Source organism: Methylophilus sp. Leaf408 (genome assembly GCF_916856905.1).
Classification (GTDB): Bacteria; Pseudomonadota; Gammaproteobacteria; order Burkholderiales; family Methylophilaceae; genus Methylophilus.
On the sequence record NZ_CAKASK010000001.1, the window covers coordinates 1,343,248 to 1,367,174 of the forward strand.

23 protein-coding genes are annotated in these 23,927 nt (G+C 48.8%); 10 read left to right on the forward strand and 13 right to left on the reverse strand.

Annotation, left to right across the window (positions count from 1 at the left end):
• Positions 1-25: 25 nt before the first annotated feature.
• The gene (locus tag LPA26_RS06165; protein ID WP_088178513.1) at positions 26-262 is read right to left on the reverse strand and encodes a sulfurtransferase TusA family protein; all 237 of its coding nucleotides are present in this window, start codon (positions 260-262) and stop codon (positions 26-28) included.
• 158 nt (positions 263-420) lie between these two features.
• Positions 421-933, reverse strand: a complete 513-nt coding sequence (yjgA, locus tag LPA26_RS06170) for a ribosome biogenesis factor YjgA (RefSeq protein WP_229007692.1) — start codon at positions 931-933, stop codon at positions 421-423.
• A gap of 107 nt (positions 934-1,040) precedes the next feature.
• On the opposite strand from yjgA, the gene pmbA reads away from it, so the two are divergent.
• Positions 1,041-2,363: a metalloprotease PmbA gene (gene pmbA, locus LPA26_RS06175; protein ID WP_229007693.1), complete on the forward strand. Its 1,323-nt coding sequence runs from the start codon at positions 1,041-1,043 to the stop codon at positions 2,361-2,363.
• A 94-nt stretch (positions 2,364-2,457) separates the two neighbouring features.
• Here pmbA and LPA26_RS06180 read toward each other — a convergent pair whose 3' ends face one another.
• The 6 genes from LPA26_RS06180 to panC form a co-directional block, all read right to left on the reverse strand.
• Positions 2,458-3,534: a VacJ family lipoprotein gene (locus LPA26_RS06180; protein WP_229007694.1), complete on the reverse strand. Its 1,077-nt coding sequence runs from the start codon at positions 3,532-3,534 to the stop codon at positions 2,458-2,460.
• A 221-nt stretch (positions 3,535-3,755) separates the two neighbouring features.
• Entirely contained in the window at positions 3,756-5,186 is a 1,431-nt protein-coding gene (locus tag LPA26_RS06185; protein ID WP_229007695.1) for a deoxyribodipyrimidine photo-lyase, read from the reverse strand.
• Between the two features lie 2 nt (positions 5,187-5,188).
• Entirely contained in the window at positions 5,189-5,656 is a 468-nt protein-coding gene (gene rlmH / locus LPA26_RS06190; RefSeq protein ID WP_229007696.1) for a 23S rRNA (pseudouridine(1915)-N(3))-methyltransferase RlmH, read from the reverse strand.
• Between the two features lie 151 nt (positions 5,657-5,807).
• On the reverse strand, positions 5,808-6,179 hold the full coding sequence (gene rsfS / locus LPA26_RS06195; protein WP_229007697.1) for a ribosome silencing factor: 372 nt from the start codon (positions 6,177-6,179) through the stop codon (positions 5,808-5,810).
• 17 nt (positions 6,180-6,196) lie between these two features.
• Positions 6,197-6,577 carry an aspartate 1-decarboxylase gene (gene panD / locus LPA26_RS06200; RefSeq protein WP_229007698.1) on the reverse strand — a complete coding sequence of 127 codons (381 nt, stop codon included), beginning with the start codon at positions 6,575-6,577 and terminating at the stop codon, positions 6,197-6,199.
• A 102-nt stretch (positions 6,578-6,679) separates the two neighbouring features.
• Positions 6,680-7,534, reverse strand: a complete 855-nt coding sequence (gene panC / locus LPA26_RS06205; RefSeq protein ID WP_229007699.1) for a pantoate--beta-alanine ligase — start codon at positions 7,532-7,534, stop codon at positions 6,680-6,682.
• 155 nt (positions 7,535-7,689) lie between these two features.
• Here panC and mscL point away from each other — a divergent pair, with 155 nt between their 5' ends.
• A complete protein-coding gene (mscL, locus tag LPA26_RS06210; RefSeq protein WP_229007700.1) occupies positions 7,690-8,106 on the forward strand; it encodes a large conductance mechanosensitive channel protein MscL in 417 nt (138 codons plus the stop codon).
• 63 nt (positions 8,107-8,169) lie between these two features.
• On the opposite strand, the gene LPA26_RS06215 is transcribed toward mscL, so the two are convergent.
• Positions 8,170-8,553 carry a hypothetical protein gene (locus LPA26_RS06215; RefSeq protein ID WP_229007701.1) on the reverse strand — a complete coding sequence of 128 codons (384 nt, stop codon included), beginning with the start codon at positions 8,551-8,553 and terminating at the stop codon, positions 8,170-8,172.
• Positions 8,554-8,630: 77 nt separating this feature from the next.
• Positions 8,631-9,491 (reverse strand): HlyC/CorC family transporter, encoded by an 861-nt coding sequence (locus LPA26_RS06220; protein ID WP_229007702.1) that lies wholly within the window; start codon positions 9,489-9,491, stop codon positions 8,631-8,633.
• Between the two features lie 159 nt (positions 9,492-9,650).
• Here LPA26_RS06220 and LPA26_RS06225 point away from each other — a divergent pair, with 159 nt between their 5' ends.
• Positions 9,651-13,340 (forward strand): DUF748 domain-containing protein, encoded by a 3,690-nt coding sequence (locus tag LPA26_RS06225; protein WP_229007703.1) that lies wholly within the window; start codon positions 9,651-9,653, stop codon positions 13,338-13,340.
• 56 nt (positions 13,341-13,396) lie between these two features.
• Here the strand turns inward: LPA26_RS06225 and LPA26_RS06230 are convergent, their stop codons facing one another.
• The 3 genes from LPA26_RS06230 to LPA26_RS06240 are packed head-to-tail and all read right to left on the reverse strand — an operon-like array spanning position 13,397 to position 15,534.
• Entirely contained in the window at positions 13,397-14,035 is a 639-nt protein-coding gene (locus LPA26_RS06230) for a site-2 protease family protein (protein WP_229007704.1), read from the reverse strand.
• Between the two features lie 30 nt (positions 14,036-14,065).
• On the reverse strand, positions 14,066-14,677 hold the full coding sequence (locus tag LPA26_RS06235; RefSeq protein WP_229007705.1) for an L-threonylcarbamoyladenylate synthase: 612 nt from the start codon (positions 14,675-14,677) through the stop codon (positions 14,066-14,068).
• Between the two features lie 5 nt (positions 14,678-14,682).
• The gene (locus LPA26_RS06240; RefSeq protein WP_229007706.1) at positions 14,683-15,534 is read right to left on the reverse strand and encodes a 3',5'-nucleoside bisphosphate phosphatase; all 852 of its coding nucleotides are present in this window, start codon (positions 15,532-15,534) and stop codon (positions 14,683-14,685) included.
• A gap of 143 nt (positions 15,535-15,677) precedes the next feature.
• On the opposite strand from LPA26_RS06240, the gene LPA26_RS06245 reads away from it, so the two are divergent.
• From LPA26_RS06245 to purL, 7 genes are all read left to right on the forward strand, one after another.
• Entirely contained in the window at positions 15,678-16,220 is a 543-nt protein-coding gene (locus tag LPA26_RS06245) for a septation protein A (protein WP_055826184.1), read from the forward strand.
• Positions 16,221-16,241: 21 nt separating this feature from the next.
• Positions 16,242-16,541, forward strand: coding sequence for a YciI family protein (locus tag LPA26_RS06250; RefSeq protein ID WP_229007707.1), 300 nt, complete (start codon positions 16,242-16,244; stop codon positions 16,539-16,541).
• Positions 16,541-16,804 (forward strand): BolA family transcriptional regulator, encoded by a 264-nt coding sequence (locus LPA26_RS06255; protein WP_055826188.1) that lies wholly within the window; start codon positions 16,541-16,543, stop codon positions 16,802-16,804. The genes LPA26_RS06250 and LPA26_RS06255 overlap by 1 nt, the downstream gene beginning before the upstream one ends.
• Positions 16,805-16,854: 50 nt before the next feature.
• Positions 16,855-17,670 (forward strand): peptidylprolyl isomerase, encoded by an 816-nt coding sequence (locus LPA26_RS06260; protein ID WP_229007708.1) that lies wholly within the window; start codon positions 16,855-16,857, stop codon positions 17,668-17,670.
• Positions 17,671-17,826: 156 nt separating this feature from the next.
• Positions 17,827-18,072 carry a FeoA family protein gene (locus tag LPA26_RS06265; RefSeq protein ID WP_055826191.1) on the forward strand — a complete coding sequence of 82 codons (246 nt, stop codon included), beginning with the start codon at positions 17,827-17,829 and terminating at the stop codon, positions 18,070-18,072.
• Positions 18,069-19,859, forward strand: a complete 1,791-nt coding sequence (gene feoB / locus LPA26_RS06270; RefSeq protein WP_229007709.1) for a ferrous iron transport protein B — start codon at positions 18,069-18,071, stop codon at positions 19,857-19,859. The genes LPA26_RS06265 and feoB overlap by 4 nt, the downstream gene beginning before the upstream one ends.
• A 158-nt stretch (positions 19,860-20,017) precedes the next feature.
• Positions 20,018-23,926: a phosphoribosylformylglycinamidine synthase gene (purL, locus tag LPA26_RS06275; RefSeq protein ID WP_229007710.1), complete on the forward strand. Its 3,909-nt coding sequence runs from the start codon at positions 20,018-20,020 to the stop codon at positions 23,924-23,926.
• Position 23,927 lies beyond the last annotated feature (1 nt).

Genomic DNA, 23,927 nt, shown 5'->3' on the forward strand with positions numbered 1-23,927 from the left:
TGTTTCCTATGTGGAGCTTTTGTTATCAGGAAGTTTTTTCTATTACAAAGTGAAATATGCCGTCTTCCTTTTTAAAGGAAAGCAAGGTCACCGGATGATTGGTAATCAAGTTACGGATATTTTGCTCGCTACCTAGTGCTGTTGTTTTAACCAGGATAATCTGGCCAATGGACAGTTTATCTATTGCTTCCTTGGTTTTTAACATCGGTTCAGGACTTTCCAGCCCTGTTAAATCCAACTCTAAATCAACGTTCTGTTTCACGATAACCCCTAGATAGACAGTACTTCGGCAAATGCCAGGTACTTTTTTTAATTGTAGTGCATTATTTGGAGCCGTAAAATTACCCACTTTACAGGCATCATATAAACTTGCATTAAACGACAAGCTAGCCGTCTAACTTTACGGCCCCAACTTAACCGCTATTCGGTATGTTCATCCGGCGCGTTTGTAGCACCTTCAGCCAGGTCCCGTATCATCTTGAATAACTCACGACTGCTCTTGGGCGGCTTATTGGCAGCCAGCTCTTTTTGCGCATTACGGATCAATGTACGCATATGCTGCACATCGGTATGCGGATATTCCACCAGAAATGCCTCAACCGCCTTTGCGTCTTCTATCAGGCGTGTACGCCAGCGTTCCATCTGGTGAAAGCGGGCATTTTCTTCCACATGCTTACCTTCCCATTTCTGCAGTTGCTCCACGATTGGCGCCAGGTCAATGTCACGCATTAAACGTCCAATATATTGCAATTGGCGGCGGATCGCCCCGTTAGCAGTCAAGCGCTTTGCTTCGGCAATCGCGTCACTCAAGGCTTCATCCAGTTGTAATTTTTTTAATCTCTCTTTTGGCAGTTCAAGCAATTGCCGCCCGATCTCCTGCGCGGCATCGGCTTCTGCTTTTAATTTGGTTTTACTGGGTTGGGAATCTTCCATGGGTTTAGCTATCATTCGCGGTTGTGCAGTTATGGTAAAAGCAATCTCTGCCAAATCACGGTATGATACCAGCTTTAATTGCCAAGCAAAAAACAAGCGCTCATAGCATGCAACTGGAACAACTCAAACAAATCTCTGAAGATATTATTCAACTGGCCAGGCAGGCAGGGGCCAGCAGTGCCGAGGCCGATGTCAGTTTCGGCACCGGCCAGAATGTTTCTGTCCGCCAGGGCGAGACTGAAAATATTGAGTACAACCGTGACAAAGGTTGTTCGGTGACGGTGTATTTCGGGCAGAGAAAAGGCTATGCCAGCACTTCTGACCTTAGTTTACAGGCGCTTAAAGATACCGTCGAAGCCGCCTGTAATATTGCGAAATATACTGCAGAAGATCCTTTTTGCGGCCTGGCCGATGCTGAATGCATGGCAAAAGAACTCCCGGACTTGTCGTTACACCATCCGTGGGCTATCGATGTCGATCAGGCGCTGGAATTAGCCAGGCGCTGTGAAGCAGCAGCACTTGCAGTAGACCCGCGCATCAGCAATAGTGAAGGCGGCAGCGTCTATAGCCAAAGTGGCGCATTTGTATACGCAAATAGTCACGGTTTTGTTGGCGGTTACCCTAGCTCACGCCATAGCATTAGCTGTTCAGTGATTGCCGAATCCAACAACCAGATGCAACGCGATTACTGGTATAGCAGTGCGCGTGATGCGCTGGACCTGGAGTCGCCAGAGCAAGTCGGCCAAATCGCAGGCTCACGCACGGTCAAAAGATTAGATGCCCGCCCACTCAAGACAGGCCAGTATCCAGTGTTACTTGAAGCACCGTTGGCAAGTGGACTTATCGGTACGCTGCTGAGTGCAATTTCAGGAGGTAATCTATATAGAAAATCTTCATTTTTACTTGATAGCCTGGGGCAAACAATTGCCAGCCCGTTATTGCATATCGATGAAGATCCTTTCATTCTCAAGGGTGCTGGCAGCAGCCCGTTTGATAATGAAGGCGTTGCCTGCCAGAAGCGTACCCTGGTTGAGAATGGCGTGCTGCAGGGTTATTTGCTTGGCAGCTACTCTGCACGCAAACTGGGCATGCAATCTACCGGCAATGCCGGTGGCGCCCATAATATCCTAGTGCGGTCTACCGGTCATAACCTCGAACAATTATTACAGACCATGGGCACCGGAATACTGGTGACAGAACTACTTGGTCATGGCATGAATATGATTACGGGTGATTACTCACGTGGTGCTGCTGGTTACTGGGTTGAAAACGGGGTCATTACTCACCCTGTGGAAGAGATCACGATTGCCAGCAATATGCAGGAAATGCTGAAAGGCATAGTTGCGATTGGCAACGATATTATTCCGAATAGCTCCAAGCTGACCGGCTCAATATTAATTGATCGCATGACCGTCGCCTCGGCTGACTAGCCCTAGAGAATGCGGTACAAATAAAAAAGGCTTTGCATCACTGCAAAGCCTTTTTTGTCGCACTAACCAATGATCGCTAAAAGGATCAAGCCCCTTATTTAGCTTCCAGTGTTATTAAAGTATCGTCGATACCTGCAACTACTTCTGTGGCAGTGCTTTCCATTACCACAGGCTCTACAGGAGTTGGTTGCTCGCTCACTTGATCAAGTAATGGTGGCAACGCCTCTTCTGGTGCAGATTCAATGGCTGGTGTTTCAGCCAGATCAGCAGAAATATCAGGTGTTGTTTGCTCAGTGGATACTGTCGACTCTTCAACAGCAGGCTGTTGAACTTCTACCGTTGCCGCATCTGTAGTCAGCATGCCTGCTTGCTCCTCAATCGGTACAGCTGATTGCAATACAACGGTTTCAGAAACAGCTGGCTCAGCTGCAGCACCATTTGCAGCTGGTTCATCTTCTGGCTCAAATTCATCCTGCAACAACTCTGCCGGCACAATGCCATCCTGAACCATGCTTGCTCGGCGTTGCAGGTAGGCATCACGCATGAAAGCATACGGGTCGATAGAGGCATCATCTACCAGGTCTTTGGCATCCAGCAATTGCGTACGTTTGTCTATAAACTGCACTAAACGCACCTGGTTATGCGCGCGGATCTGGCCGGTGTTATGCAGGTAGGTAATCGGGTCTGAAGTCACAGTATCAAATGCCAGACCACCCGCATCACGTACAGTGCTTGGTCCCAAAATAGGCAATACCAGGTAAGGGCCTGTGCCTACACCCCAGTGACCTAAAGTCTGACCGAAGTCTTCCTGATGTTTTGGGAAGTTGTCTTTACTGGCGACGTCGATCACGCCAGCGATTCCGAAGGTGGTATTGATCACAAAACGACCCGCATCGGTAAATGCCTGCGCAAATTTGAGTTGCAGCAAGTCGTTAACCACTGTGGTCAAAGTACCCAGGTTATTGAAAAAGTTGGTGATGCCAGTACGCACTGGTGATGGTGTAACTGCCTTATATGCCTTGGCAACCGGCTTCATGGCATATTTATCGACCACATCGTTGAATTTGTAAATCCCGCGGTTAACCCCTTCAAGCGGATCTTTATTGGTGGTTGCACACCCTGAAAGGCCAACAAGTACGGCAATCAATAAAACGGCTTTTAGTTTATTCATATTTGTCATTATATTTAGATCAAGCGCCTTGGTATCAATAGCATTAAAAAATCATCTTGGCGTGTAACAAGCGTAGACTTGAAACACCCTGCAATCACTTTTATCGGCGCCTTCTTCAATAATTGAAGGGCAACAACGCTATCGCGATCTACTACAGAATCCTTACTACTAGCTTAATAACTGCAAAGTAAAACGAGTTTATTCTACATCAAATGTCATTTTTACTTCACATTATTTTTGTATAGCGATAATGCCTCTTGCCTTTGTACAGCATGGTCTACAATAGCCATCGGATAGTCTATTTGAGGCATACTGACGAGCAAATCTTTATTGTTTGAAGTATCCGCATATGGGGCATGAATCTTCCTGTCATCTAACCCCGTTAACTCAGGTACATATTTGCGGATAAACTTGCCTTTTGCATCAAACTTTTCCGACTGTGCCTGCGGATTAAAAATCCTGAAATAAGGCTGCGCATCACATCCGGTGGAAGCCGCCCATTGCCAGCCGCCATTATTGGCAGCAAAGTCAAAATCAATTAATTTCTCGGCAAAATATTGCTCGCCCCAGCGCCAGTCGATCAGCAAATCCTTGACCAGAAAACTAGCCACCACCATACGCAAGCGGTTATGCATATAGCCGGTCTCATTCAACTGCCGCATCGCTGCATCCACAATTGGATAACCGGTACGCCCTTCACACCATGCCGCAAACCAGTCGCGGTTATTGGGAAAAGGTAACTGGTCATACTCCAGCCTGTATGCGCGCCGTTCCAGTTGCAAATCCGGCCGGTGATAACACACCTGGAAGTAAAAATCGCGCCAGATCAATTCACTCAGCCAGGTTGCAGCACCTTCATTACCTGCCAAAGACAATTGCCAGGCTGCATGGGCCAACTGGCGAATTGAGATAGTGCCAAATCGCAAATGCACCGACAAATAAGAGACACCTTTGATGGCAGGATAGTTGCGTGCATCATGATAATCTTCTATGCGCTGTAAAAAGTCATCAAACAACTGTTGCGCACCCTTGATGCCTGTCGGCAAGCGCATCGTTTTCAAGTTGGTGCGGGAGAAACCCATACTTTCCAAAGACGGCATACTTTCAGCCTTGCCACCGGCCAATGACTTAAGGTAACGTTGTACCGGATAGGCCTTTAAGTAAAACGGATTCAACTTGGCCAGATGCGCACGTTTATAAGGCGTGAATACGCCATAAGGCTTACCGGTCTGGGTCAGGATTTCGTCCTGTTCAAATAGCACCTGATCTTTAAACAAATGGAGCGTTTTGTCTACGCGCAACAAAGCCTGTGCCACCTTCTCATCTCGGGCAATGGCCAGCGGCTCGTAATCACGATTGGCGTACACTGCGGCGACTTCCAGCTGTTGTGCCAGCCTGGGTATTTCTTCTATGGCTTTGCCATGGTGTATTAAAAGATCGCCGCCCTTTTGCTGAAGTGCCAGTTTAAGTTCATTGAGACTTTCCCAGATAAATTCAACCCGCCGGTCGTATTTATCAGGCAAGGCATCCAGGATATCGGTATCAAACACAAACGCCACGTACACTTGCGCGTTAAGCTTCAAGGCGTGATACAAGGCAGCATGATCGTCAATGCGCAGGTCGCGACGCAACCAGACCAAGGCTTTAGACATAATTATTCCCGGTGATAAGGATGACCACTTAGGACCGTGTGGGCGCGATAGAGTTGCTCGGCGAGCATTACACGCACCATTCCATGTGGCATGGTGAGCTTGGAAAGACTGAATAACCACTGTGCCTGCGTCTTCAGTTGCGGGTGTAAGCCATCCGCGCCGCCTACCACCAGCGACACATCGCGGCCCATTTCCTGCCAGCCTTTTAACTTGTCTGCCAATTGCAAGGTAGTCACGGCTTGACCGCGCTCATCCAGCGCCACCAGATAATCCTTGCCGACGACTTCAAGAATGCGCCTGGCTTCCGCCTCTTGCACCACTTCGCTATTTTTTCCTGCTGCCCGTTTGTCAGGTTTGATTTCGATAATGCGGGTTTCAAGCTCGCGCGGCATGCGCTTTAAATACTCGGCACAAGCCGATTCAACCCAGTCGGGCATTTTATGTCCCACCGAGATGATATTCAGCTTCATACAGGGATGATGACGAAGATTTTGCTGGAGAAATTACTGTTTGCGTTCACACGCAAAACCTTGGTGCAAACAAAAACTCACTCCGGTGTTGGTGTCCGGTGCAATGTGCACGTTCTTATGCGCGTACATAGTGAGTAGGCAGATCGCTTAATTAAGCAGCGGAAGCAGCGCGGCGCGATTGCGACTCGCTCCACAATTGCTCAAGGTTGTAATAAGCGCGGGTGGCAGGCACCATCACATGAATAACGATCTCGCCCAGGTCAAGTAGCACCCATTCACCGTCTTTTTCACCTTCAATGCCACGCGTATCAACGCCTTTTTCTTTCAGTTTCTCGCGAACGTTATCCGCAATCGCCTTACATTGGCGGGTGGAATTACCGCTCGCTACAATCATGTAGCTGGTAACGGTGGTCATCTGACGCACATCCATTACCGTAATATCAAAGGCTTTAATATCTTCCAGCGCGTCTACAACGGCTGCTTTTATATCTTCAAGAGGGAGAGTTTTATCTATAGGTTGCATAGGCACATTCAATGGGTTCAGGCAGCTTGCGCCGGGATATGGTTTTTTTGTTCGACGACACGGTTGTGTGTATCGACATAGACCAGTTGTGGATGGTAGTTGGCCAATTCGGCTTCGGTGTATTGTGAATAACTTGCGATGATGATCAGGTCATCCGGATCTGCTTTGTGCGCTGCGGCCCCATTGACTGAAATGACACCAGAGTGACGCTCAGCGCGAATCGCGTAGGTTGTAAACCGCTCGCCATTGTTGATATTGTAAATCTGGATCTGCTCATATTCATGGATATTGGCAGCTTCCAGCAAGGCTTCATCGATGGCGCAACTACCTTCGTAGTGCAGCTCGCTGTGCGTCACACGCACCCGATGCAGCTTTGATTTCAACATGGTTCTTTGCATTGCATCCCTTCAGTTAATTTCCGCCAGCGCGGAAAAGGTCGTAATTATAAAGTTATCAATAGCTTAGCGCAAAATAATTTTCATAAAACCGTGACGATTTCTCTAAAGATTGACTTCACAATTATCAATCAAACGGGTATTACCCAATTTGGCCGCCGCCACTATCACTAGTTCAGTTTTATCTGGGGATGGCTCACTCAAATCCGTTTGGGAGCGGATATCTACATAATCTACCTGCCAGCCCTGCTTTTCCAGACTGGAAATGCTTTCCTGGCAAAGCGTAACATAATCACGCCTGCCATGTTTCAAGGCAGTTCGCATCTGCTGTAATTGTGCATATAACTGGGCCGCCTGATGCTTTTGTTCTGGTGCTAGATAGCCATTGCGGGAGCTCATCGCGAGGCCTGAAGGTTCGCGCATGGTATCCACACCCAATATTTCAATGCCAAAATTAAGCTGGCGCACCATTGTGCGTATCACCATCAGTTGCTGGTAATCTTTTTTACCAAACACCGCCAGGTCAGGTTTAACCATATTGAATAATTTGGTCACCACCGTGGCGACGCCGGCAAAGTGGCCTGGACGGCTGGCTCCGCACAATATATCGGCCAGAGGCGGTGGTTGCACAATCACCTGTTGCATTAAATCTTGCCCATTAAAGTCAGGGTACATTTCATCTACCGCAGGCGCAAACACGACATCTGCACCCACAGTACGTAACTGATCGCAATCGGCTTGCAACGTACGCGGATAGCTGCCGAAATCTTCATTGGCACCGAATTGCAGTGGATTGACGAAAATACTGACTACCACGATATCGGCTCGGCCTTTAGCCTGGGTTACCAGCTGGCAATGCCCGGCATGCAAGTTACCCATGGTTGGCACAAAGCCAATACGCTTGCCTGCACAACCATCGAGGAAAGCGCGCAACTCGCGCAAAGTATGAAACAACTGCATGCTAGTGCTTACCCTTTGAATGCTTAAGATCGCAGCAATATAACACAGCGCAGTTTGCGCATTCGACGCTGTCAGCCAATTGACAAGCGGGCGAACCAACGCCTATAGTCGGTTATGCAATCTTGTATAAATAACAATTAGAGGAGTGTGAAGTTATGAGTGTGGCATCCGAATTCAAACAATTTGCGCTAAAAGGCAACGTCATGGATCTGGCAGTCGGTGTGATCATCGGCGGTGCATTTGGTAAAATCGTGGACTCTCTGGTCAATGATATTATCATGCCAGTGATCGGCAAGATTTTCGGTGGCTTTGATTTCAGCAATATGTATTTCCCGCTGAACGGGCAATCTGGCGACCTTGCCTTGGTAGAAGCAAAAAAACTGGGGGCTGTACTTGCTTATGGTAACTTTATTACCATTGTGCTCAATTTCATTATCCTGGCTTTTATCATCTTCCAGATGGTGAAATTCATGAATAGCCTGAAACAAGCAGAACCACCACCAGCACCAGCTGCTACGCCGGAAGACATTGTATTGCTACGTGAAATTCGCGATAGCCTGAAGAAGAAATAAACGATTCAGTATCCATCAACAATAAAGGGTGCCCAGGCGCCCTTTAATTTTCAACCTAAAATCTTAAGGCGTAGGTTGTATTTCATAAGTCTGGCCCGATGTCGCATCTGAACCATCATTATTCAAAAATACAATCACGCTCACCTGGTCATCAATCAGGTCCAGCTCCGTGGTCGGGTAATAAGCGCCCTTCGGATCCTTATTGATATTATGATAATGCCAGATAGAAGCCACTACACGACCACTGTCCTTTAGCTTCACATCTTCGGCTCGTGCCGGCTCACCCAGCAACGCAATAATTTCAGAGCGCTTAAGCTTGCCAATGGCAGTGACAAAGCCCTGCTCGTCTTGAGGGAGTTTTTCAGTCGTATTGCCCGCCAACACGGAAGTGCTTAAAGTAACCAGCGCCAACGTTGCCAAGAGGGTAAACCAGGATTGTGTTTTCATTTTAACGCTCCTTTTCAGATACTCAGGCAATCAAAACAAAAATTGGTTCGCACCAGTGAGGCGCTCACACAATTTCTTTAAACAGATTCAATCGGGTAAACTTCTTCCGGCAACTGTTCGACCATCAATACATGTACCCGACGGCTATCTGCATGCACCACAGTAACACTGAGGTTACCTATGCGGATCTGCTCGCCTCGTTTAGGTAAATGGCCGAAATGATTAACCACCAGACCACCTACAGTAGAAAACTCTTCGTCGCTAAAGTCGGTGCCAATCGTCTCATTTAGCTCGCCAATTTCAGTCAGCGCCTTGACACGGTATTTGCCTACGTCTTGCAGAATAATGTTGCCTTCATCCTCGTCGTCGTCATATTCATCTTCAATATCGCCGACAATTTGCTCGAGTACATCTTCAATGGTGACCATACCTGCTACGCCACCATATTCATCCACCACGATGGCGATATGGTTGCGGTTGCTGCGAAACTCTTTCAACAGCACATTCAAGCGTTTGGATTCGGGAATAAACACTGCCGGACGCAGCATGTCCCGTAATTCAAAGGTTTGATTGGCGTAATAACGCAGCAAATCCTTGGCTAGAAGAATCCCTATCACATCGTTTTTATTATCTTCAATAACGGGGAAACGGGAGTGGGCTGTTTCAATGACAAATGGCAGAAAGGTCTCGGCGGGTTGCGCAATATCGATCACATCCATTTGTGAGCGTGGGATCATGACATCCCTGACTTGCATCTCGCTAACCTGTAGGACACCCTCAATCATGGCGAGGGAATCGCCATCCATCAGGTGGTTTTCATAAGCCCCGTGCAGCAACTCAACCAGCTGCTCGCGATCTTCTGGCTCGCGCAGAAGGAAATGACTTAATCGTTCTAATAAAGAGGGTTTATGGGACAACTTTTCCGGCTCAGAAGCCATATGTACTGCTGAAAACAGCATCCTGTATAAAGAGATGATTTAAGCATACATTAAAAACGATGAATATGTCACCTCCGGCCACTGGACTACTGTGGATTTATGCCAGATTTAAGATGGTTATTGGCACTTTTCGGCACAAATCTGCTAAATTATCTCGCTATGTTAAATCGCTTTTTTCTCCTGCTGGCTGCGCTGCGTGCATCGCTTATCTTTAAAATTGTTGCCGGAATACTTATTTTCTATTTCTTGTTCGCCTGGCTAGCCATTAATCCCCTGGCGAAATGGCTGCTACCTAAAATCGCCGAAACCCAATTGGCGAGTAAAGCCTCCGTTGAAAAAGTCATTTTTGATCCTTTCCGCCTGATAGCGACGATAGAGCACCTAGCGCTGGCTGAGAAAAGCGGCGCACCGTTAGCGTCTTTTGACAAATTGGTCGTAGATATGGAATTCAGCGGGCTGTTTAGCTGGGCCTGGAAAATGAAACATATCGAATTAACTGCACCCCAAGTGAACGTCCATATTTCCAAGCAAGGAAAACTCAACTGGTCAGACCTGATTGCCAAGCTTAACGAAGAGCCATCTCCGCCAGAAAAAGACCTGCCGCGTGTGATTATTGAAAATATTGATATTCGTAAAGGTGATATCGAATATCTGGATGACCAGCATTCAACACCGCTACAAGCCTCCTTAAAACCGCTGGACTTCGAACTGGATGGCTTCTCGACCTTGCCTGAAGACCGTGGTGATTACCTGATAGCCGCCAAACTGCCTTACCAGGGTGGGACGTTGAAGTGGAAAGGTAACTTTGGTGTTAATCCACTGGCATCGCAAGGCTCACTTGCCATAGAAGGGTTGAAAATTGCGAAACTCGTACAATGGGTGAACACTCAATCATGGCCATTTCAACCAGATGCAGGCACCTTTTCCAGTCAGTTAAACTATGATTTTTCACTACCAGACCAGCATCCTAAACTGTTAGTGGCTAATGCGACATTTGCGATTGATACCCTGGCGGGAAAACTGGCACAAGGTGATCGAGTAACATTCAACCAGATCAAGCTCCTGATCAGGCAATTTGCATTTACCCAGCCATCGCATACCACGATTACAACACAAGGCATTACCCTTAATCTTGATCAACTCAAGTTACAAAAACCGCAAGCAGAATTTACACTGGCCTCAGCCAATGCCACCTTACCCATGCTTGAATTCACCGATAAGGACCATGCGCAAGTCACTTTTGAAAATCTCAACTTGCAATTCGCGCAATTGCTATTGCAGCATCAGCAAAAAAGTCTTTTCCAACTCCCCGCATTATCTGTAGAGCAAGTCAGCCTGAATCTGGCCGAACGCCAGGCAGACGTCGGAAAAATATTGCTGGCGGATGGCAAATTTTCTGCAACCCATCACGCCAATGGCACGCTGGATTGGCAGCAGGCATTTGCCACTGCAACCGCATCAAACACAGAACAAAAAGTGTCTGCAAATAAGGAAAAATCAGAGGCTACGCAAAAACCGGATGCCCCTTTCCATTTAAATATAGGCGAAGTTGCGCTAGAACATTGGCAACTCGCTTACCTTGACCAGCAGTTTGCGAAACCCTTGGAAGCGAATATCGCCGACTTTAACCTGCATCTGGCGCTAGACCAGCAAACAGACATACAGATAAAACAAATCAAGGCCGAAGCCAAGCAGCTCAGCGTGCAATCGGACAAGAAACCAGTCGCGCAACTGGGCAGTCTGGCGCTTACTGATGGCTCATTGGGATTGGCTCAACAAAAAATCAATCTGGGCGCCCTTCAACTTACCGGTCTCAAAACCAGTGTGATCAGGCAAGCTGACCAGCAGTTAAACTGGCAGGCATTACTTGCCCCGGCGGCTAAAATGGCAGAACTCATGCCTACACAGGGAAACATTATTTCTGTGCCAAGCAAGCCAGAAGCGACTACTTCTGCAGCATCGGAAAAATCTGCCTGGGCATTTGGTTTAAAACGTTTTACCTTGCAGCAGGCCGATATTCATATTGAAGACAATACCACCGCTACACCGGTCATATTGGATGTCGCAGATGGTAGCATTGAGCTTGCTGACCTGAGCCAGCAGATGACACGTGCATTACCGGTGAAAGCCGCTTTCAAAGTAAAGCAGGGCGGGCAGTTCAGCGCCCATGGCAAATTATCTCCTTCACCCTTTAAGACTGACTTGCAATTATCGCTGGTCGATTTATCACTCAAACCATTCGCTCCCTATATCCAGCAAGTCGCCTTGCTCAACTTGCAAGATGGAAGCGCCAGTATTCAGGGGAAACTTCAGAAAATCAGCAATGGTGCGACCACCTTTGATGGTGGATTCAATGTCAAAAATTGGTCACTGCTGGAAGAAGCCAGCCAGCAACCTTTTCTGCGTTGGGAATCATTGCAGGGAGATGGACTTGCCCTTTCGCTAGCACCCAACCGCCTGCAAATAAACACGCTAACGCTAAATAGCGCGCAAACAAAATTCATCATTTACCCTGACCGTAGCCTGAACATTTCCAAGGTCATGCGAACCTTGCCGACTACAGCCAGCAAACAAGCTGCCACCAAACCAGCCGGCAATGAGCCGCCCGCGACAGCGGCTGACACTAAGCCAGCGAATACAAATAACCATTCACCGGACTTTCCTGTCAGCGTGGATACGGTGCGTATCAATGGCGCCAAACTCGAATTCGCGGATTTGTCGTTACCACAACCTTTTGGGACCAACATCCACTCGCTTGGCGGAGTCATCAACGGCATTTCAACCAATCCCGTTGCAATAGCCCAGGTAGAGCTTGATGGCAAGGTCGATGAATATGGGGCAGCGCGTATTCAAGGGTCGTTGCAACCATTCAAAGCAACTGAGTTCACCGATATCAAACTGGCGTTTAGCAATCTTGATATGAACCGGCTCACACCCTACTCCGGTAAATTCGCCGGGCGCAAAATTGAATCCGGCAAACTATCGGTGGATCTCGAGTACAAGATCAAACAGCGCCAGTTGACGGGTGAAAACAAATTTGTGCTCAAGAAACTGACGTTAGGTGAAAAAATAGATAGCAAAGATGCGCCTGACCTGCCACTCGACCTTGCCATCGCCATACTGGAAGACAGTGACGGTGTGATTGACCTGGATTTACCGATCAGCGGCAGTCTTGATGACCCTAAATTCAGCTACGGCGGTATTATGTGGAAAGCCTTTACCAACGTGCTGACTAAAATTGTGACCGCCCCATTCAGCGCATTAGGCAAACTGTTTGGCAGTAGCGAAAAACTCGAGGCTATTGTGTTTGAGGCAGGAAAATCTGCAATTTCGCCTCCGGAACTGGAAAAGCTGCATGCAGTCAGCAAAGCACTGGAAAAACGCCAGCAATTGAAATTAGGCATTATTCCTGGTTATGACTCGGCAGCGGATACCCGTGCCATCCAGGAAATGATACTGCGCAAACAAGTCGCGGAAGAGATGGGCATACGTCTTGAAGCGGGGCAATCGGCTGGGCCCATAGACCTGAATAACCCAAAAGTACAATCAGCGTTAAGAGCTTTGCACGATCGCCAGACTAATAAAGGCCTGCTCAAACGTCTGGCCGCCAAACTGGAAAAAGTACCCGAAGGTTTTTACCCACAGGCGCAGGAAGCATTAATCACCAGTATTCAAGTCACGGAAACCGACTTGCAGAACCTGGCCAAATCCCGTGCAGACTCTATTCAGAAAACATTGCAAGAGGCGGGAGTCAGTGCGCAAAGAGTGACGTCAGCGAATCCCGTCACAATCAAAGGGGATAAAAACCAGGTGCCAAGTAAATTGACACTGGATGTGATAAAAAATTAGCTGGAGCTACAGAATCAAGGTCATTAAGAGTGACCTTGATTAATTGATTGGAAAATCTACATTACCAGTACCGTCAGTAACTGCTGAAAAAACCTCAATGCCGGTGACAGGATCATACTTAATACGCCGGTAAATAACAGCGCAATCAAGATCAGCATACCGTAACGCTCTACCTTGGAAAATGCGATTGCTGCTCGCATCGGCAACAGACTCACAGCCATCCTGCCACCATCTAATGGGGGTAATGGCAATAAATTCAGCACTAACAAAACCAAGTTAATCTGAATGCCGGCAATACTCATTTGTGAGAGGAAATCCTGCGCTGACAGCGGAAACAGTTCAATTCTGGCAAGAATCAAACCCCAGCCTATCGCCATGACAAAGTTGGAGGCAGGCCCGGCCAATGCGACCCATAGCATATCTTTTTTAGGATGACGCAAATTAGCGAAATTCACCGGCACTGGCTTAGCCCAGCCAAACAACACGCCACCCAGCATCACGCTTAATGCAGGTAATAAAATAGTGCCGACAGGATCAATATGCTTAAACGGATTCAGCGTAATCCTGCCCATACGCTCAGCCGTCAAATCCCCAAAAAATTTCGCCGCATAGCCATGCGCGGCTTCATGCACGGTAATCGCGAACAAGATGGGTAATGCATAAGCTGCGATTTTTTGTATGACGGTTAATTCCATTTGATTTCAAATTCCTAAGTTCTGACCTAGTCAAGGCCAGGGAGCAACACCGGCACGTACCAGCTCAGGTGGGTCCTGGGTCAAGTCCAGCACTGTGGTTGCGCCAACATGCGCAATATCACTATCTATCACCGCATCCACCTGGTGTTCGAGTGTCTCGCGTATTTCCCAGCCGACCGACATCGGCACATCATCGCAAGGCAATTGCAAGGTCATGCTTATTAAAGGCATATTCAACGACTCAAGCAATGCTTGCGTGACGATATGCCTGGGTACGCGCAATCCTATGGTGCTACGTTTAGGGTGCTGCAGGCGGCGAGGCACTTCGCGACTGGCTTCCAGCAAAAAGGTATAAGCGCCGGGAGTCAAGGCTTTGAGTAAACGGAACTGGCTGTTATTGACTTTGGCATAGGTGCCAATCTCGGCCAGGTCGCGGCAGATTAAAGTAAACGGATGGTCATCATCCACGCCGCGCATGCGACGGATACGCGTTTGTGCGTCCTTAAACTCCATCGAGCAGACCAGTGCATAACTGGAATCTGTCGGGCACGCAATCACACCGCCCTGCTGTATCAACTGGGCTGCCTGCTGGATCAATCTGGTCTGCGGATTTTCCGCATGAATGATGAAATATTGTGCCATCGTAACTATTGCAGCAGGCTTGCTTCCGGCCAATCCTGCCAGACAGGCACGCAGCCGGCTGGCAAATCCGGCAAACGCCCCATTTCCATGTAGGACATACCAGGCCCATGGTAATCAGACCCTTGTGAAGCTTTCAGGTCAAAACGGTGCGCAAGTTTGGCAAATTGTGCATATTGTGGTGGCTGATGGCTCCCAGTGACCACTTCCAGCGCCACACCCCCTTGATCCCTGAACTCATTCAATAGCAAATGCATATTGACGAAGCCCAGGTCATATCTGCCCGGATGCGCCAGCACGGCTTGGCCACCGCTATCTTTAATCAGCGTCAACGCCTCTTCAAGGCTCATCCACTCATGATTCACATAGCCAGGCTTGCCTTTAACCATGTATTTTTTAAACACGGATTTAATGTTTTTTGCGTGCCCCTGTTTCACCAGGAACTGGGCAAAATGGCTACGCGTCATTACGCTATTGCCGGATATTTCCCGTGCACCCTCATAGGCATTGGCAATACCGGCCTTCGCCAGCCCCTCGGCTATCTGGCGGGCACGCGCATCGCGTCCTTCCCGCACTCTGGCAAAAGCCTCCAGCAGTGCAGGATGCTGAGGATTAACGCGCAATCCGACGATATGCAAAGTTCGCTTTTTCCAGGTGGCTGAAATCTCAACCCCATCAATCAAATGAATGCCATGCTGTTCGGCGGCCACACGTGCACGTGCCAGCCCACTCACTTCATCATGATCGGTCAATGCCAGCACGCGTACACCTTTACTGGCGGCGTGAGCCACAAGCTCCTCAGGTGAAAGCAAACCATCGGACATGGTTGAGTGGCAATGCAAATCGATGGGGACTGTCATGATTGATGATAATGCTGATTCGGTAATTGGGAGGAAACTTCGCCTGTTCTGACCTTCGTTAGGAAACGAACTTTGCAATTCGACAGAAATCATAGCAAAATAGTGCCCTCACAGATAGCAGGAATTCAGTCACCTGATCCCACATGCAAGTCATTATCGATTTATTGCCCGTCATCCTCTTTTTTATCGCCTATAAAAAAGCAGGTATTTTTGTAGCCACCTCTGTTGCTATTATCAGCACATTAGTACTCATGCTGGTCGTGTGGCTAAAACGCGGCAAAATTGACAAGATGCTGATGATTAATGGCGCGGTAATCACAGTGCTTGGTGGTATCACCTTATTGCTACACGATAAAACCTACATCATGTGGAAGCCAACCGTGATTTACTGGATAGGCGCACTGGCACTTTTATCCAGCCGCTACATTTTCCAGAACAACCTGATCGCCCGCATGCTGGGCAAAATCATCGCCCCGCCAAATAATGTATGGGATAAGCTAAACCTGTGCTGGGTACTCTTTTTAGTAGGTTTGGGCAGTTTAAACCTGTACGTGGCTTTTCATTATGATGAGAATGCCTGGGTAAATTTCAAATTATTCGGCACGACCAGCATCATGTTCATATTCATTATTTCGCAGGTGTTTGTGCTAAAAGATTATTGGATAGAGCACACACCGCCTGCCTGAGAAAACTGACGGATAGTCCTTATGTTATACATGATTTACGCCCAGGATAATGCCAACAGCCTGCCGTTGCGCCTGCAGCACAGGCCTGCCCACCTGGAGCGCCTGCAGCAGTTGCAAGCCGAAGGCCGCTTGGTACTGGCAGGCCCATTACCTGCCATTGATAATATAGACCCGGGCGAAGCCGGTTTTAGCGGCAGCCTGATCGTGGCAGAATTTGAGTCATTACAGGCCGCTACCGAATGGGCTGACAACGACCCTTTCAAGCAAGCAGGCGTCTATGGCAACATTGTAGTGAACCCTTTCCGCAAGACGTTGCCATAATGCTGCAAACTGAAATTACACAACGTCTGCAAGCACTTCAGCCCGAACAACTCGACATCGAAGACGACAGTGCTTTGCACAAAGGACACGCAGGAAACACGGGCGGCGGGCACTTTACCATCACGGTGAAAAGCTCGCTATTTTCAGGAAAATCACAGATAATGCGCCATCGCATGGTATATCAATGCTTGCAAGACTTGATGCCTCATCGCATACATGCGCTCAGTATCAACGCATTATCCACTGATGAGTCATCTGATTGAAACAATTCTGTTTTTTAATATTGCACCATTTCGTTTTTTAAGGATATTGCATGAAATTTTTGAAAATGATGTTGGCGATTGCATGCTTCAGCGCATTGCCACATGCTTACGCAGCTGATGCTGATGCCATTGCTACTGTTAACGGTAAACCAATCAAGAAAACCTGGGTTGAGTTTATCTTAAGAGATGCTGAAGCACGTACTGGCCAAAAAGCCAACGATGGCATGAAAGCCGCTGTCGTGAATGAACTGGTAGGTTCTGAACTGGCTTATCAGGAAGCGCAAAAAGCAGGCATTGATAAACAACCTGACTTTATCGCGAGTGAAGAACTGGCTCGTCGTAAACTGTTGGTAAATGCGTTCCTGGCTGATTTCATCAGAAAAAACCCAGTGACTGAAGCCGAGAAAAAAGAAGGTTACGAGCAGTACAAAAAAGAGCTGGGCGACAAGGAATACAACGCACGCCACATTTTGGTTAAAACCGATGCTGAAGCAAAAGCGATTATTGCAGACCTGAAAAAAGGGACTGACTTTGCCAAGATTGCCAAAGAGAAATCATTGGACCCAGGCTCTAAAGAAAAAGGCGGCGACTTGGGCTGGTTCTCACCGGCTGGTATGGTTAAACCATTTGCAGACGCATTGCTAGTCTTGAAAAAAGGCGAAACAACACCTGAGCCGGTTCAGTCTCAATTCGGCTGGCACGTAATCAAACTGGTTGATACACGTGCATTGCAAGTACCTCCTTTTGATAAAGTAAAAGAAGGCATTGAACGTACCATTCAGCAACGGAAGCTTGAAAAATACATGTTGAGCCTGAAAGACAAAGCGAAAATTGAAGTAACAGGCGTTGAGAAAAAAACACCTTAATCGCTTCAGTGTTGATTAGTTAAAAGCCAGCCCATGCTGGCTTTTACTTTTTAATGTGCCTGTAAATTGCAGCAATCGCCATTTAAGGTTTTACTCACCTCAGGGTTCTGCGATAAAATCAAGAATTGTTCTCATTTGCAGGCTTGCTTAGCCCCTATGCAACTCAACGCACTCAAACCCGGTGAATCCGCAATCATCAATGGCATCCAGGCCGAACAGGCACTGGTACAACGCCTGCATGCCTTAGGATTTCGCCCGGGAAAGCAGGTGCAAGTTGTCCGCCAGGCCGCCTTCAACGGACCTTTACATATCCGTATAGGCTCAACGGATGTAGTGATCCGCGTGCAAGATGCGCAGGCCATTCATTTAGCTAACCCTTCACCTGAATCCTTGTCCGCATGAAACGTGTTGCTCTACTCGGCATGCCCAACACGGGCAAATCCACCTTGTTTAATCGATTAAGCGGTGCCTCGGCACGCGTCGGTAACTGGCCGGGAATGACAGTAGACCTGTTGAGCGCCAAAATTTTACTTGGCGGCCATATTGCTGAACTGGTGGATTTGCCTGGCCTGTATGACCTGCACGGGTTTTCAGATGATGAAGAAGTCGTCAGGCATTTCCTTAGTAATCATCCGATCGACCTGGCGCTGATTATCCTCAACAGCGCGCAGATTGACCGGCAACTCTCTCTAGCTTTGCAGATCCGCGCATTGGGTTTACCAACCGTGTTGCTACTGAATATGGAAGACGAAGCGAAACGCGCTGGCATCACCATAGACACCAAGCAGATGAGCCAGGAACTTGGCATGCCGGTGCTGACTATCAGCGCCAAATACGGCAGCGGTTGCCCGGAAGCTTTGCAATTGGCAGCCAGAGTGCTTGAAAAACAAGCACCTGCCAGCGACCCCCAGCTGATTGCTACTCAGCTGCAAGCCGACAATGCCGTCGAACAGGAAATGCAACGCATTATTGACCGTTCGGTGCAAATGCCTTTGCAGCTGAATACATCGACGACTGATCGCATTGACCGTGTGCTCCTGCACCCGTGGTTTGGTTTACCGTTATTTTTTCTCGCTATTTTTCTGTTATTCCAGTTTATTTTCACCATAGGTGCTCCGTTACAGGATGCCACTGCCTGGATTTTTGACACTTTACGGGGTGAAATACTGGATCCGGCATTGTCAGGACTGCCAACATGGCTCAATGGATTATTACTGGACGGGCTTTATACTGGCCTGAGCACGGTCGCCGCTTTTGTGCCGATTATAGTGCTATTTTTCCTGGTGATGAGTATGGTGGAAGATAGCGGCTATCTCTCCCGAGCTGCTTTCCTCATGGATACATTGATGGCCAAAATGGGGCTGGATGGACGTGGATTCGTGATGGTACTGATGGGGTTTGGCTGTAACGTACCGGCGCTGATGGGCACCCGTGTCATGCGTAGCCGCCCTATGCGCCTGCTGACCATGCTGACGATACCCTTGTCCCTGTGTTCTGCACGATTGCAGGTATTCCTGTTTATGATCGCCATACTCTTCCCTCCTTCACAGGCAGCAATGGCGCTGTTCTCGCTATATATGGTGAGTTTTTTCACTATTTTTCTCACTGCCATCCTGTTCAAACAGAAATTTGTCAGCAGTGAACCTTTTGTGCTCGAATTACCTCCATATCGTTTCCCTACGCCAAATCAAATCTGGATACGTGGCTGGCAGGAAGTCAAACATTTCCTCTATCGCGCTACTAAATTTATCGTCATCGGGGTGTTGATGGTCTGGCTGTTAACGCATTTGCCTACTACGGCAGTCCCGGCAAGCTCAGAAACCTGGGCCGGCAGCATAGGTCGCTTTTTTGCGCCGGTGCTTGACCCGATCGGCATTGATAATCACCTTGCGATTGCGCTTATATTTGGTTTTGTCGCCAAAGAGATTGTCGTGGGTTCGCTGGCCGTGATTTATGGTTTACAGGGAGATGCACTTAGTCATCAGATCGCCGCCAATATTGATTGGGTGCAAGGCATGAGTTTTATGCTGTTTACACTGATTTATACGCCGTGCCTGTCAACCATTGCCACTTTGCGGTCAGAAAGCAAAAGCCGCGGATTTATGTGGCTTTCGCTTGGCTGGTCACTTGGCCTGGCGTGGCTCATCAGCCTGGTTTTCTATCAAGGCGTTCGCGCACTCGGCTATTAATCAGCCCAAAGCTGCATTTAAACTCAAATCGATCCAGACAATTTCACGGCAACTCGCGGGCTGCTGTTTTTAACCGGCGCTTGTTTTTGGCACTGCGGGACTGTTCACTTTCTGCTAAAATAGCGGTTTGAATTTTCACCGAAAAATCCACTCGCCTCATGTCTAATCAAGCGCAATTTTTAAGCCTGCGCGGCAGTGCCGCCCTCTCCCAGTTCCGTCTCGATAAACTCTATAGCACACTCAAAGTCAGCGCCCCGAATATTGCGCATATTGCTACGGAGTTTGTGCATTTTGCTTTTAGCGAAAATGCATTAAGCGCGGCAGAGCAAGATACCCTTCAGCAGATTTTGACCTACGGCCCACAAACCAAAGCCGAGACTGCCGCCGGCGAATTGTTACTGGTGATTCCACGCATAGGCACTATTTCACCATGGGCTTCCCGTGCCACCGATATCGCATACAACTGTGGTTTGCACTTATTGCGCCTTGAACGTGGTATTGCCTATTTTGTCACCACCCGCGATGGACAGCCACTGACGGACGCTGAAAAACAGACTTTACGTGCAGTGATACAAGACCGCATGACTGAAACGGTGATTTACAGCGTGGCAGATGCCGAAAAGCTGTATCACCATGCCGACCCGAAACCATTAGCAAGCATTGATATCCTGGCCGGTGGTAAGGCAGCCCTCGAAGCCGCCAATAATGAAATGGGCCTGGCACTGTCTCCGGACGAAGTGGATTACCTGCTTGAGAACTACCTTAAAATGGGCCGCAACCCGACCGATGTCGAGTTGATGATGTTTGCGCAGGCCAACTCCGAGCATTGCCGCCATAAAATCTTTAATGCCGACTGGGTGATCGACGGTGTACAACAAGAGCTGTCGCTATTTAATATGATCCGCAACACGCATAAGCTGAACCCGGGCACGACCGTGGTCGCTTATTCGGATAACAGCTCGATTGTGCAAGGCCAGAAAACCAAACGTTTTTATCCATCTGCCGACCGTAGCTACCAGTTCGTTGAAGATGACATGCACTACCTGATGAAGGTAGAAACCCATAACCACCCAACCGCCATTTCACCATTTGCCGGGGCTGCCACTGGCGCCGGCGGCGAAATTCGTGATGAAGGCGCTACCGGTATCGGTTCCAAACCCAAAGCAGGCCTGGCTGGATTCTCGGTTTCCAACCTCAACCTGCCTGACTTTGAGCAACCATGGGAGTCGAACTACGGTAAACCTGGCCGTATCGCCAGCCCGTTGCAAATCATGATCGACGGCCCATTAGGCGGTGCAGCGTACAACAACGAATTTGGCCGTCCTAATATTGCTGGTTACTTCCGTACATTTGAGCTGGAAACCACTGGTGTCGACGGCAATGCTGAAGTCCGCGGCTACCATAAACCGATTATGCTGGCCGGTGGTGTCGGTAACATTTCCGGCAGCCATAGCCATAAAAACACTATTCCTGCGGGTGCAGCGCTTATTCAGCTAGGTGGCCCTGCTATGCTGATTGGTCTTGGCGGTGGTGCGGCATCCAGCATGGATACGGGGGCCAACACTGAAAACCTGGACTTTGACTCAGTGCAACGCGGCAACCCTGAATTACAGCGTCGTGCCCAGGAAGTCATTGACCGTTGCTGGCAGTTGGGCGACAAAAATCCGATTGTAAGCATTCACGATGTCGGTGCCGGCGGTATCTCCAACGCTTTTCCTGAGTTGGTTAACGATGCCAAAGTCGGTGCGATATTCCAGTTGCGCGATGTGCATAATGAAGAACCGGGCATGGCTCCACGTGAATTGTGGAGTAACGAAGCGCAAGAACGTTATGTGCTGGCAGTGACCCAGGATCAGTTGCCATTATTTGAAGAAATTTGTGCCCGCGAACGCTGCCCATTTGCGGTGGTGGGCATTGCAACTGCTGAACGTCATTTGACGGTGGAAGATAGCCACTTTGCCAATAAACCTGTGGATATGGATTTATCCGTATTGCTGGGCAAACCACCAAAAATGTTGCGTGATGTAAAGTCTAGCCAAAAAGCTTTATCTGCATTCGATACCAGCAAGATTGATTTACAAGAGGCTGTTGCCCGGGTATTGCGCTTGCCTGGCGTGGCCGACAAAACTTTCCTGATCACCATTGGTGACCGTACGGTCACTGGCCTGATTGCGCGCGACCAGATGGTCGGCCCATGGCAAGTGCCTGTCAGCAATGTCGCTGTGACGTGTGCCGGTTACGAAACCAACGAAGGTGAAGCGTTTGCCATCGGCGAAAAAGCGCCTTTGGCATTGCTAGATGCGCCAGCTTCCGGCCGTATGGCGATTGGTGAAGCGATTACCAATATTGCCGCCGCTTCAATTAGCGACATCGGCAACCTGAAACTTTCCGCGAACTGGATGGCACCCGCGGGCCACCCGGGTGAAGATGCTGCCTTATACGAAACGGTAAAAACGGTGGGGATGGAGTTATGCCCTGCCCTTGGCATCAGTATCCCGGTGGGTAAAGATTCCATGAGCATGAAAACAGTGTGGAATGAAGATGGCCAGAACAAAGCTGTCACATCACCCATTTCACTGGTGATTTCAGCATTCGCCAATACTTCAGATGTGCGCAAAACACTGACGCCACAATTGCGTACCGATCTCGGCGACAGTGAATTAATCCTGATTGACCTGGGTAATGGCAAAAACCGCATGGGTGGCTCGTCACTGGCGCAAGTGTATAGCCAGCTAGGCGACACGGTGCCAGATGTAGATCAGCCTTCACAGTTGAAAGCATTTTTTACCGCCATCCAGCAATTGAATGCTGATGGCAAACTGCTGGCTTACCATGACCGTTCTGATGGCGGCCTGTATGTGACTTTGGCAGAGATGGCGTTTGCCGGTCATTGTGGCTTAACTGTGGACTTGAGCAAGCTGCCGGGCGACAGCATCAGCGTATTGTTTAATGAAGAACTGGGTGCCGTACTGCAAGTGCGCGCAGCTGAAGCTGCAGACATTAGCAGCCTGTTGCAACAAAATTTGGGCAGTAGCGTTCACCGCATAGGCAACGTTAACAATGGTCACGACATTGTGATCAAGCATGGCGCCACTCACTACCAGGCCGCTCGTATAGACCTGCATCGCATGTGGTCTGAAATCACTTACCGGATGCAAAGCCTGCGTGACAATCCAGCCTGTGCGCAGCAAGAATACGACCGTATCCTGAATGCAGGTGATGTAGGCCTGCATGCAAAGTTAACGTTTGATATCAACGACAATATTGCCGCGTCTTATATCAATACCGGCAAACGCCCGAATATGGCGATCTTGCGCGAGCAAGGCGTTAATGGCCAGACTGAAATGGCCGCTGCATTTGATCGTGCCGGGTTTAACAGCGTTGATGTGCATATGAGCGACGTCATCAGTGGCCGCGTGTCACTGAAGGACTTCGCTGGACTGGTGGCCTGTGGTGGCTTCTCGTATGGCGACGTGCTTGGTGCCGGTGAAGGCTGGGCAAAATCCATCCTGTTCAACAACCGTGCGCGCGATGAATTCAGCGGCTTCTTCAACCGTGGTGACACGTTTGCACTAGGCGTGTGTAACGGTTGCCAGATGATGAGCAACCTGCACAGCATTATTCCTGGCGCTGACCTCTGGCCGCATTTTGTGCGCAATAAATCAGAACAATTCGAGGCACGCTTTGCGCTGGTAGAGATTTTAAGCTCTCCATCCATCTTTTTTGATGGCATGGCAGGCAGCCGTATGCCGATTGCTGTGGCCCATGGTGAAGGATTTACGGAATTTACTGATGCCAACGCTGTCACAAATGTGCTAAAACAACAGCTGGCAAGTGTGCGTTTTGTGGATCATGCGTCAACGCCGACGGAAGTCTATCCGTTTAACCCTAACGGTTCCGCCCAGGGGTTGACCGGATTCACCACTCCGGATGGTCGTTTCAGTATCATGATGCCACATCCGGAACGCGTGTTCAGGACTGTGCAGAACTCATGGCATCCGGATGACTGGCAGGAAGATAGCCCGTGGATGCGTATGTTCCGCAACGCCCGCAAGTTTGTTGCTTAAG

What these genes read in the sequence shown, in the direction of transcription:
- yjgA (WP_229007692.1), bottom strand. Translation starts at nt 933, where the DNA reads ATGGAAGATTCCCAACCCAGTAAAACCAAATTAAAAGCAGAAGCCGAT.
- pmbA (WP_229007693.1), top strand. Translation starts at nt 1,041, where the DNA reads ATGCAACTGGAACAACTCAAACAAATCTCTGAAGATATTATTCAACTG.
- LPA26_RS06180 (WP_229007694.1), bottom strand. Translation starts at nt 3,534, where the DNA reads ATGAATAAACTAAAAGCCGTTTTATTGATTGCCGTACTTGTTGGCCTT.
- LPA26_RS06185 (WP_229007695.1), bottom strand. Translation starts at nt 5,186, where the DNA reads ATGTCTAAAGCCTTGGTCTGGTTGCGTCGCGACCTGCGCATTGACGAT.
- rlmH (WP_229007696.1), bottom strand. Translation starts at nt 5,656, where the DNA reads ATGAAGCTGAATATCATCTCGGTGGGACATAAAATGCCCGACTGGGTT.
- rsfS (WP_229007697.1), bottom strand. Translation starts at nt 6,179, where the DNA reads ATGCAACCTATAGATAAAACTCTCCCTCTTGAAGATATAAAAGCAGCC.
- panD (WP_229007698.1), bottom strand. Translation starts at nt 6,577, where the DNA reads ATGCAAAGAACCATGTTGAAATCAAAGCTGCATCGGGTGCGTGTGACG.
- panC (WP_229007699.1), bottom strand. Translation starts at nt 7,534, where the DNA reads ATGCAGTTGTTTCATACTTTGCGCGAGTTGCGCGCTTTCCTCGATGGT.
- mscL (WP_229007700.1), top strand. Translation starts at nt 7,690, where the DNA reads ATGAGTGTGGCATCCGAATTCAAACAATTTGCGCTAAAAGGCAACGTC.
- LPA26_RS06215 (WP_229007701.1), bottom strand. Translation starts at nt 8,553, where the DNA reads ATGAAAACACAATCCTGGTTTACCCTCTTGGCAACGTTGGCGCTGGTT.
- LPA26_RS06220 (WP_229007702.1), bottom strand. Translation starts at nt 9,491, where the DNA reads ATGGCTTCTGAGCCGGAAAAGTTGTCCCATAAACCCTCTTTATTAGAA.
- LPA26_RS06225 (WP_229007703.1), top strand. Translation starts at nt 9,651, where the DNA reads ATGTTAAATCGCTTTTTTCTCCTGCTGGCTGCGCTGCGTGCATCGCTT.
- LPA26_RS06230 (WP_229007704.1), bottom strand. Translation starts at nt 14,035, where the DNA reads ATGGAATTAACCGTCATACAAAAAATCGCAGCTTATGCATTACCCATC.
- LPA26_RS06235 (WP_229007705.1), bottom strand. Translation starts at nt 14,677, where the DNA reads ATGGCACAATATTTCATCATTCATGCGGAAAATCCGCAGACCAGATTG.
- LPA26_RS06240 (WP_229007706.1), bottom strand. Translation starts at nt 15,534, where the DNA reads ATGACAGTCCCCATCGATTTGCATTGCCACTCAACCATGTCCGATGGT.
- LPA26_RS06245 (WP_055826184.1), top strand. Translation starts at nt 15,678, where the DNA reads ATGCAAGTCATTATCGATTTATTGCCCGTCATCCTCTTTTTTATCGCC.
- LPA26_RS06250 (WP_229007707.1), top strand. Translation starts at nt 16,242, where the DNA reads ATGTTATACATGATTTACGCCCAGGATAATGCCAACAGCCTGCCGTTG.
- LPA26_RS06255 (WP_055826188.1), top strand. Translation starts at nt 16,541, where the DNA reads ATGCTGCAAACTGAAATTACACAACGTCTGCAAGCACTTCAGCCCGAA.
- LPA26_RS06260 (WP_229007708.1), top strand. Translation starts at nt 16,855, where the DNA reads ATGAAATTTTTGAAAATGATGTTGGCGATTGCATGCTTCAGCGCATTG.
- LPA26_RS06265 (WP_055826191.1), top strand. Translation starts at nt 17,827, where the DNA reads ATGCAACTCAACGCACTCAAACCCGGTGAATCCGCAATCATCAATGGC.
- feoB (WP_229007709.1), top strand. Translation starts at nt 18,069, where the DNA reads ATGAAACGTGTTGCTCTACTCGGCATGCCCAACACGGGCAAATCCACC.
- purL (WP_229007710.1), top strand. Translation starts at nt 20,018, where the DNA reads ATGTCTAATCAAGCGCAATTTTTAAGCCTGCGCGGCAGTGCCGCCCTC.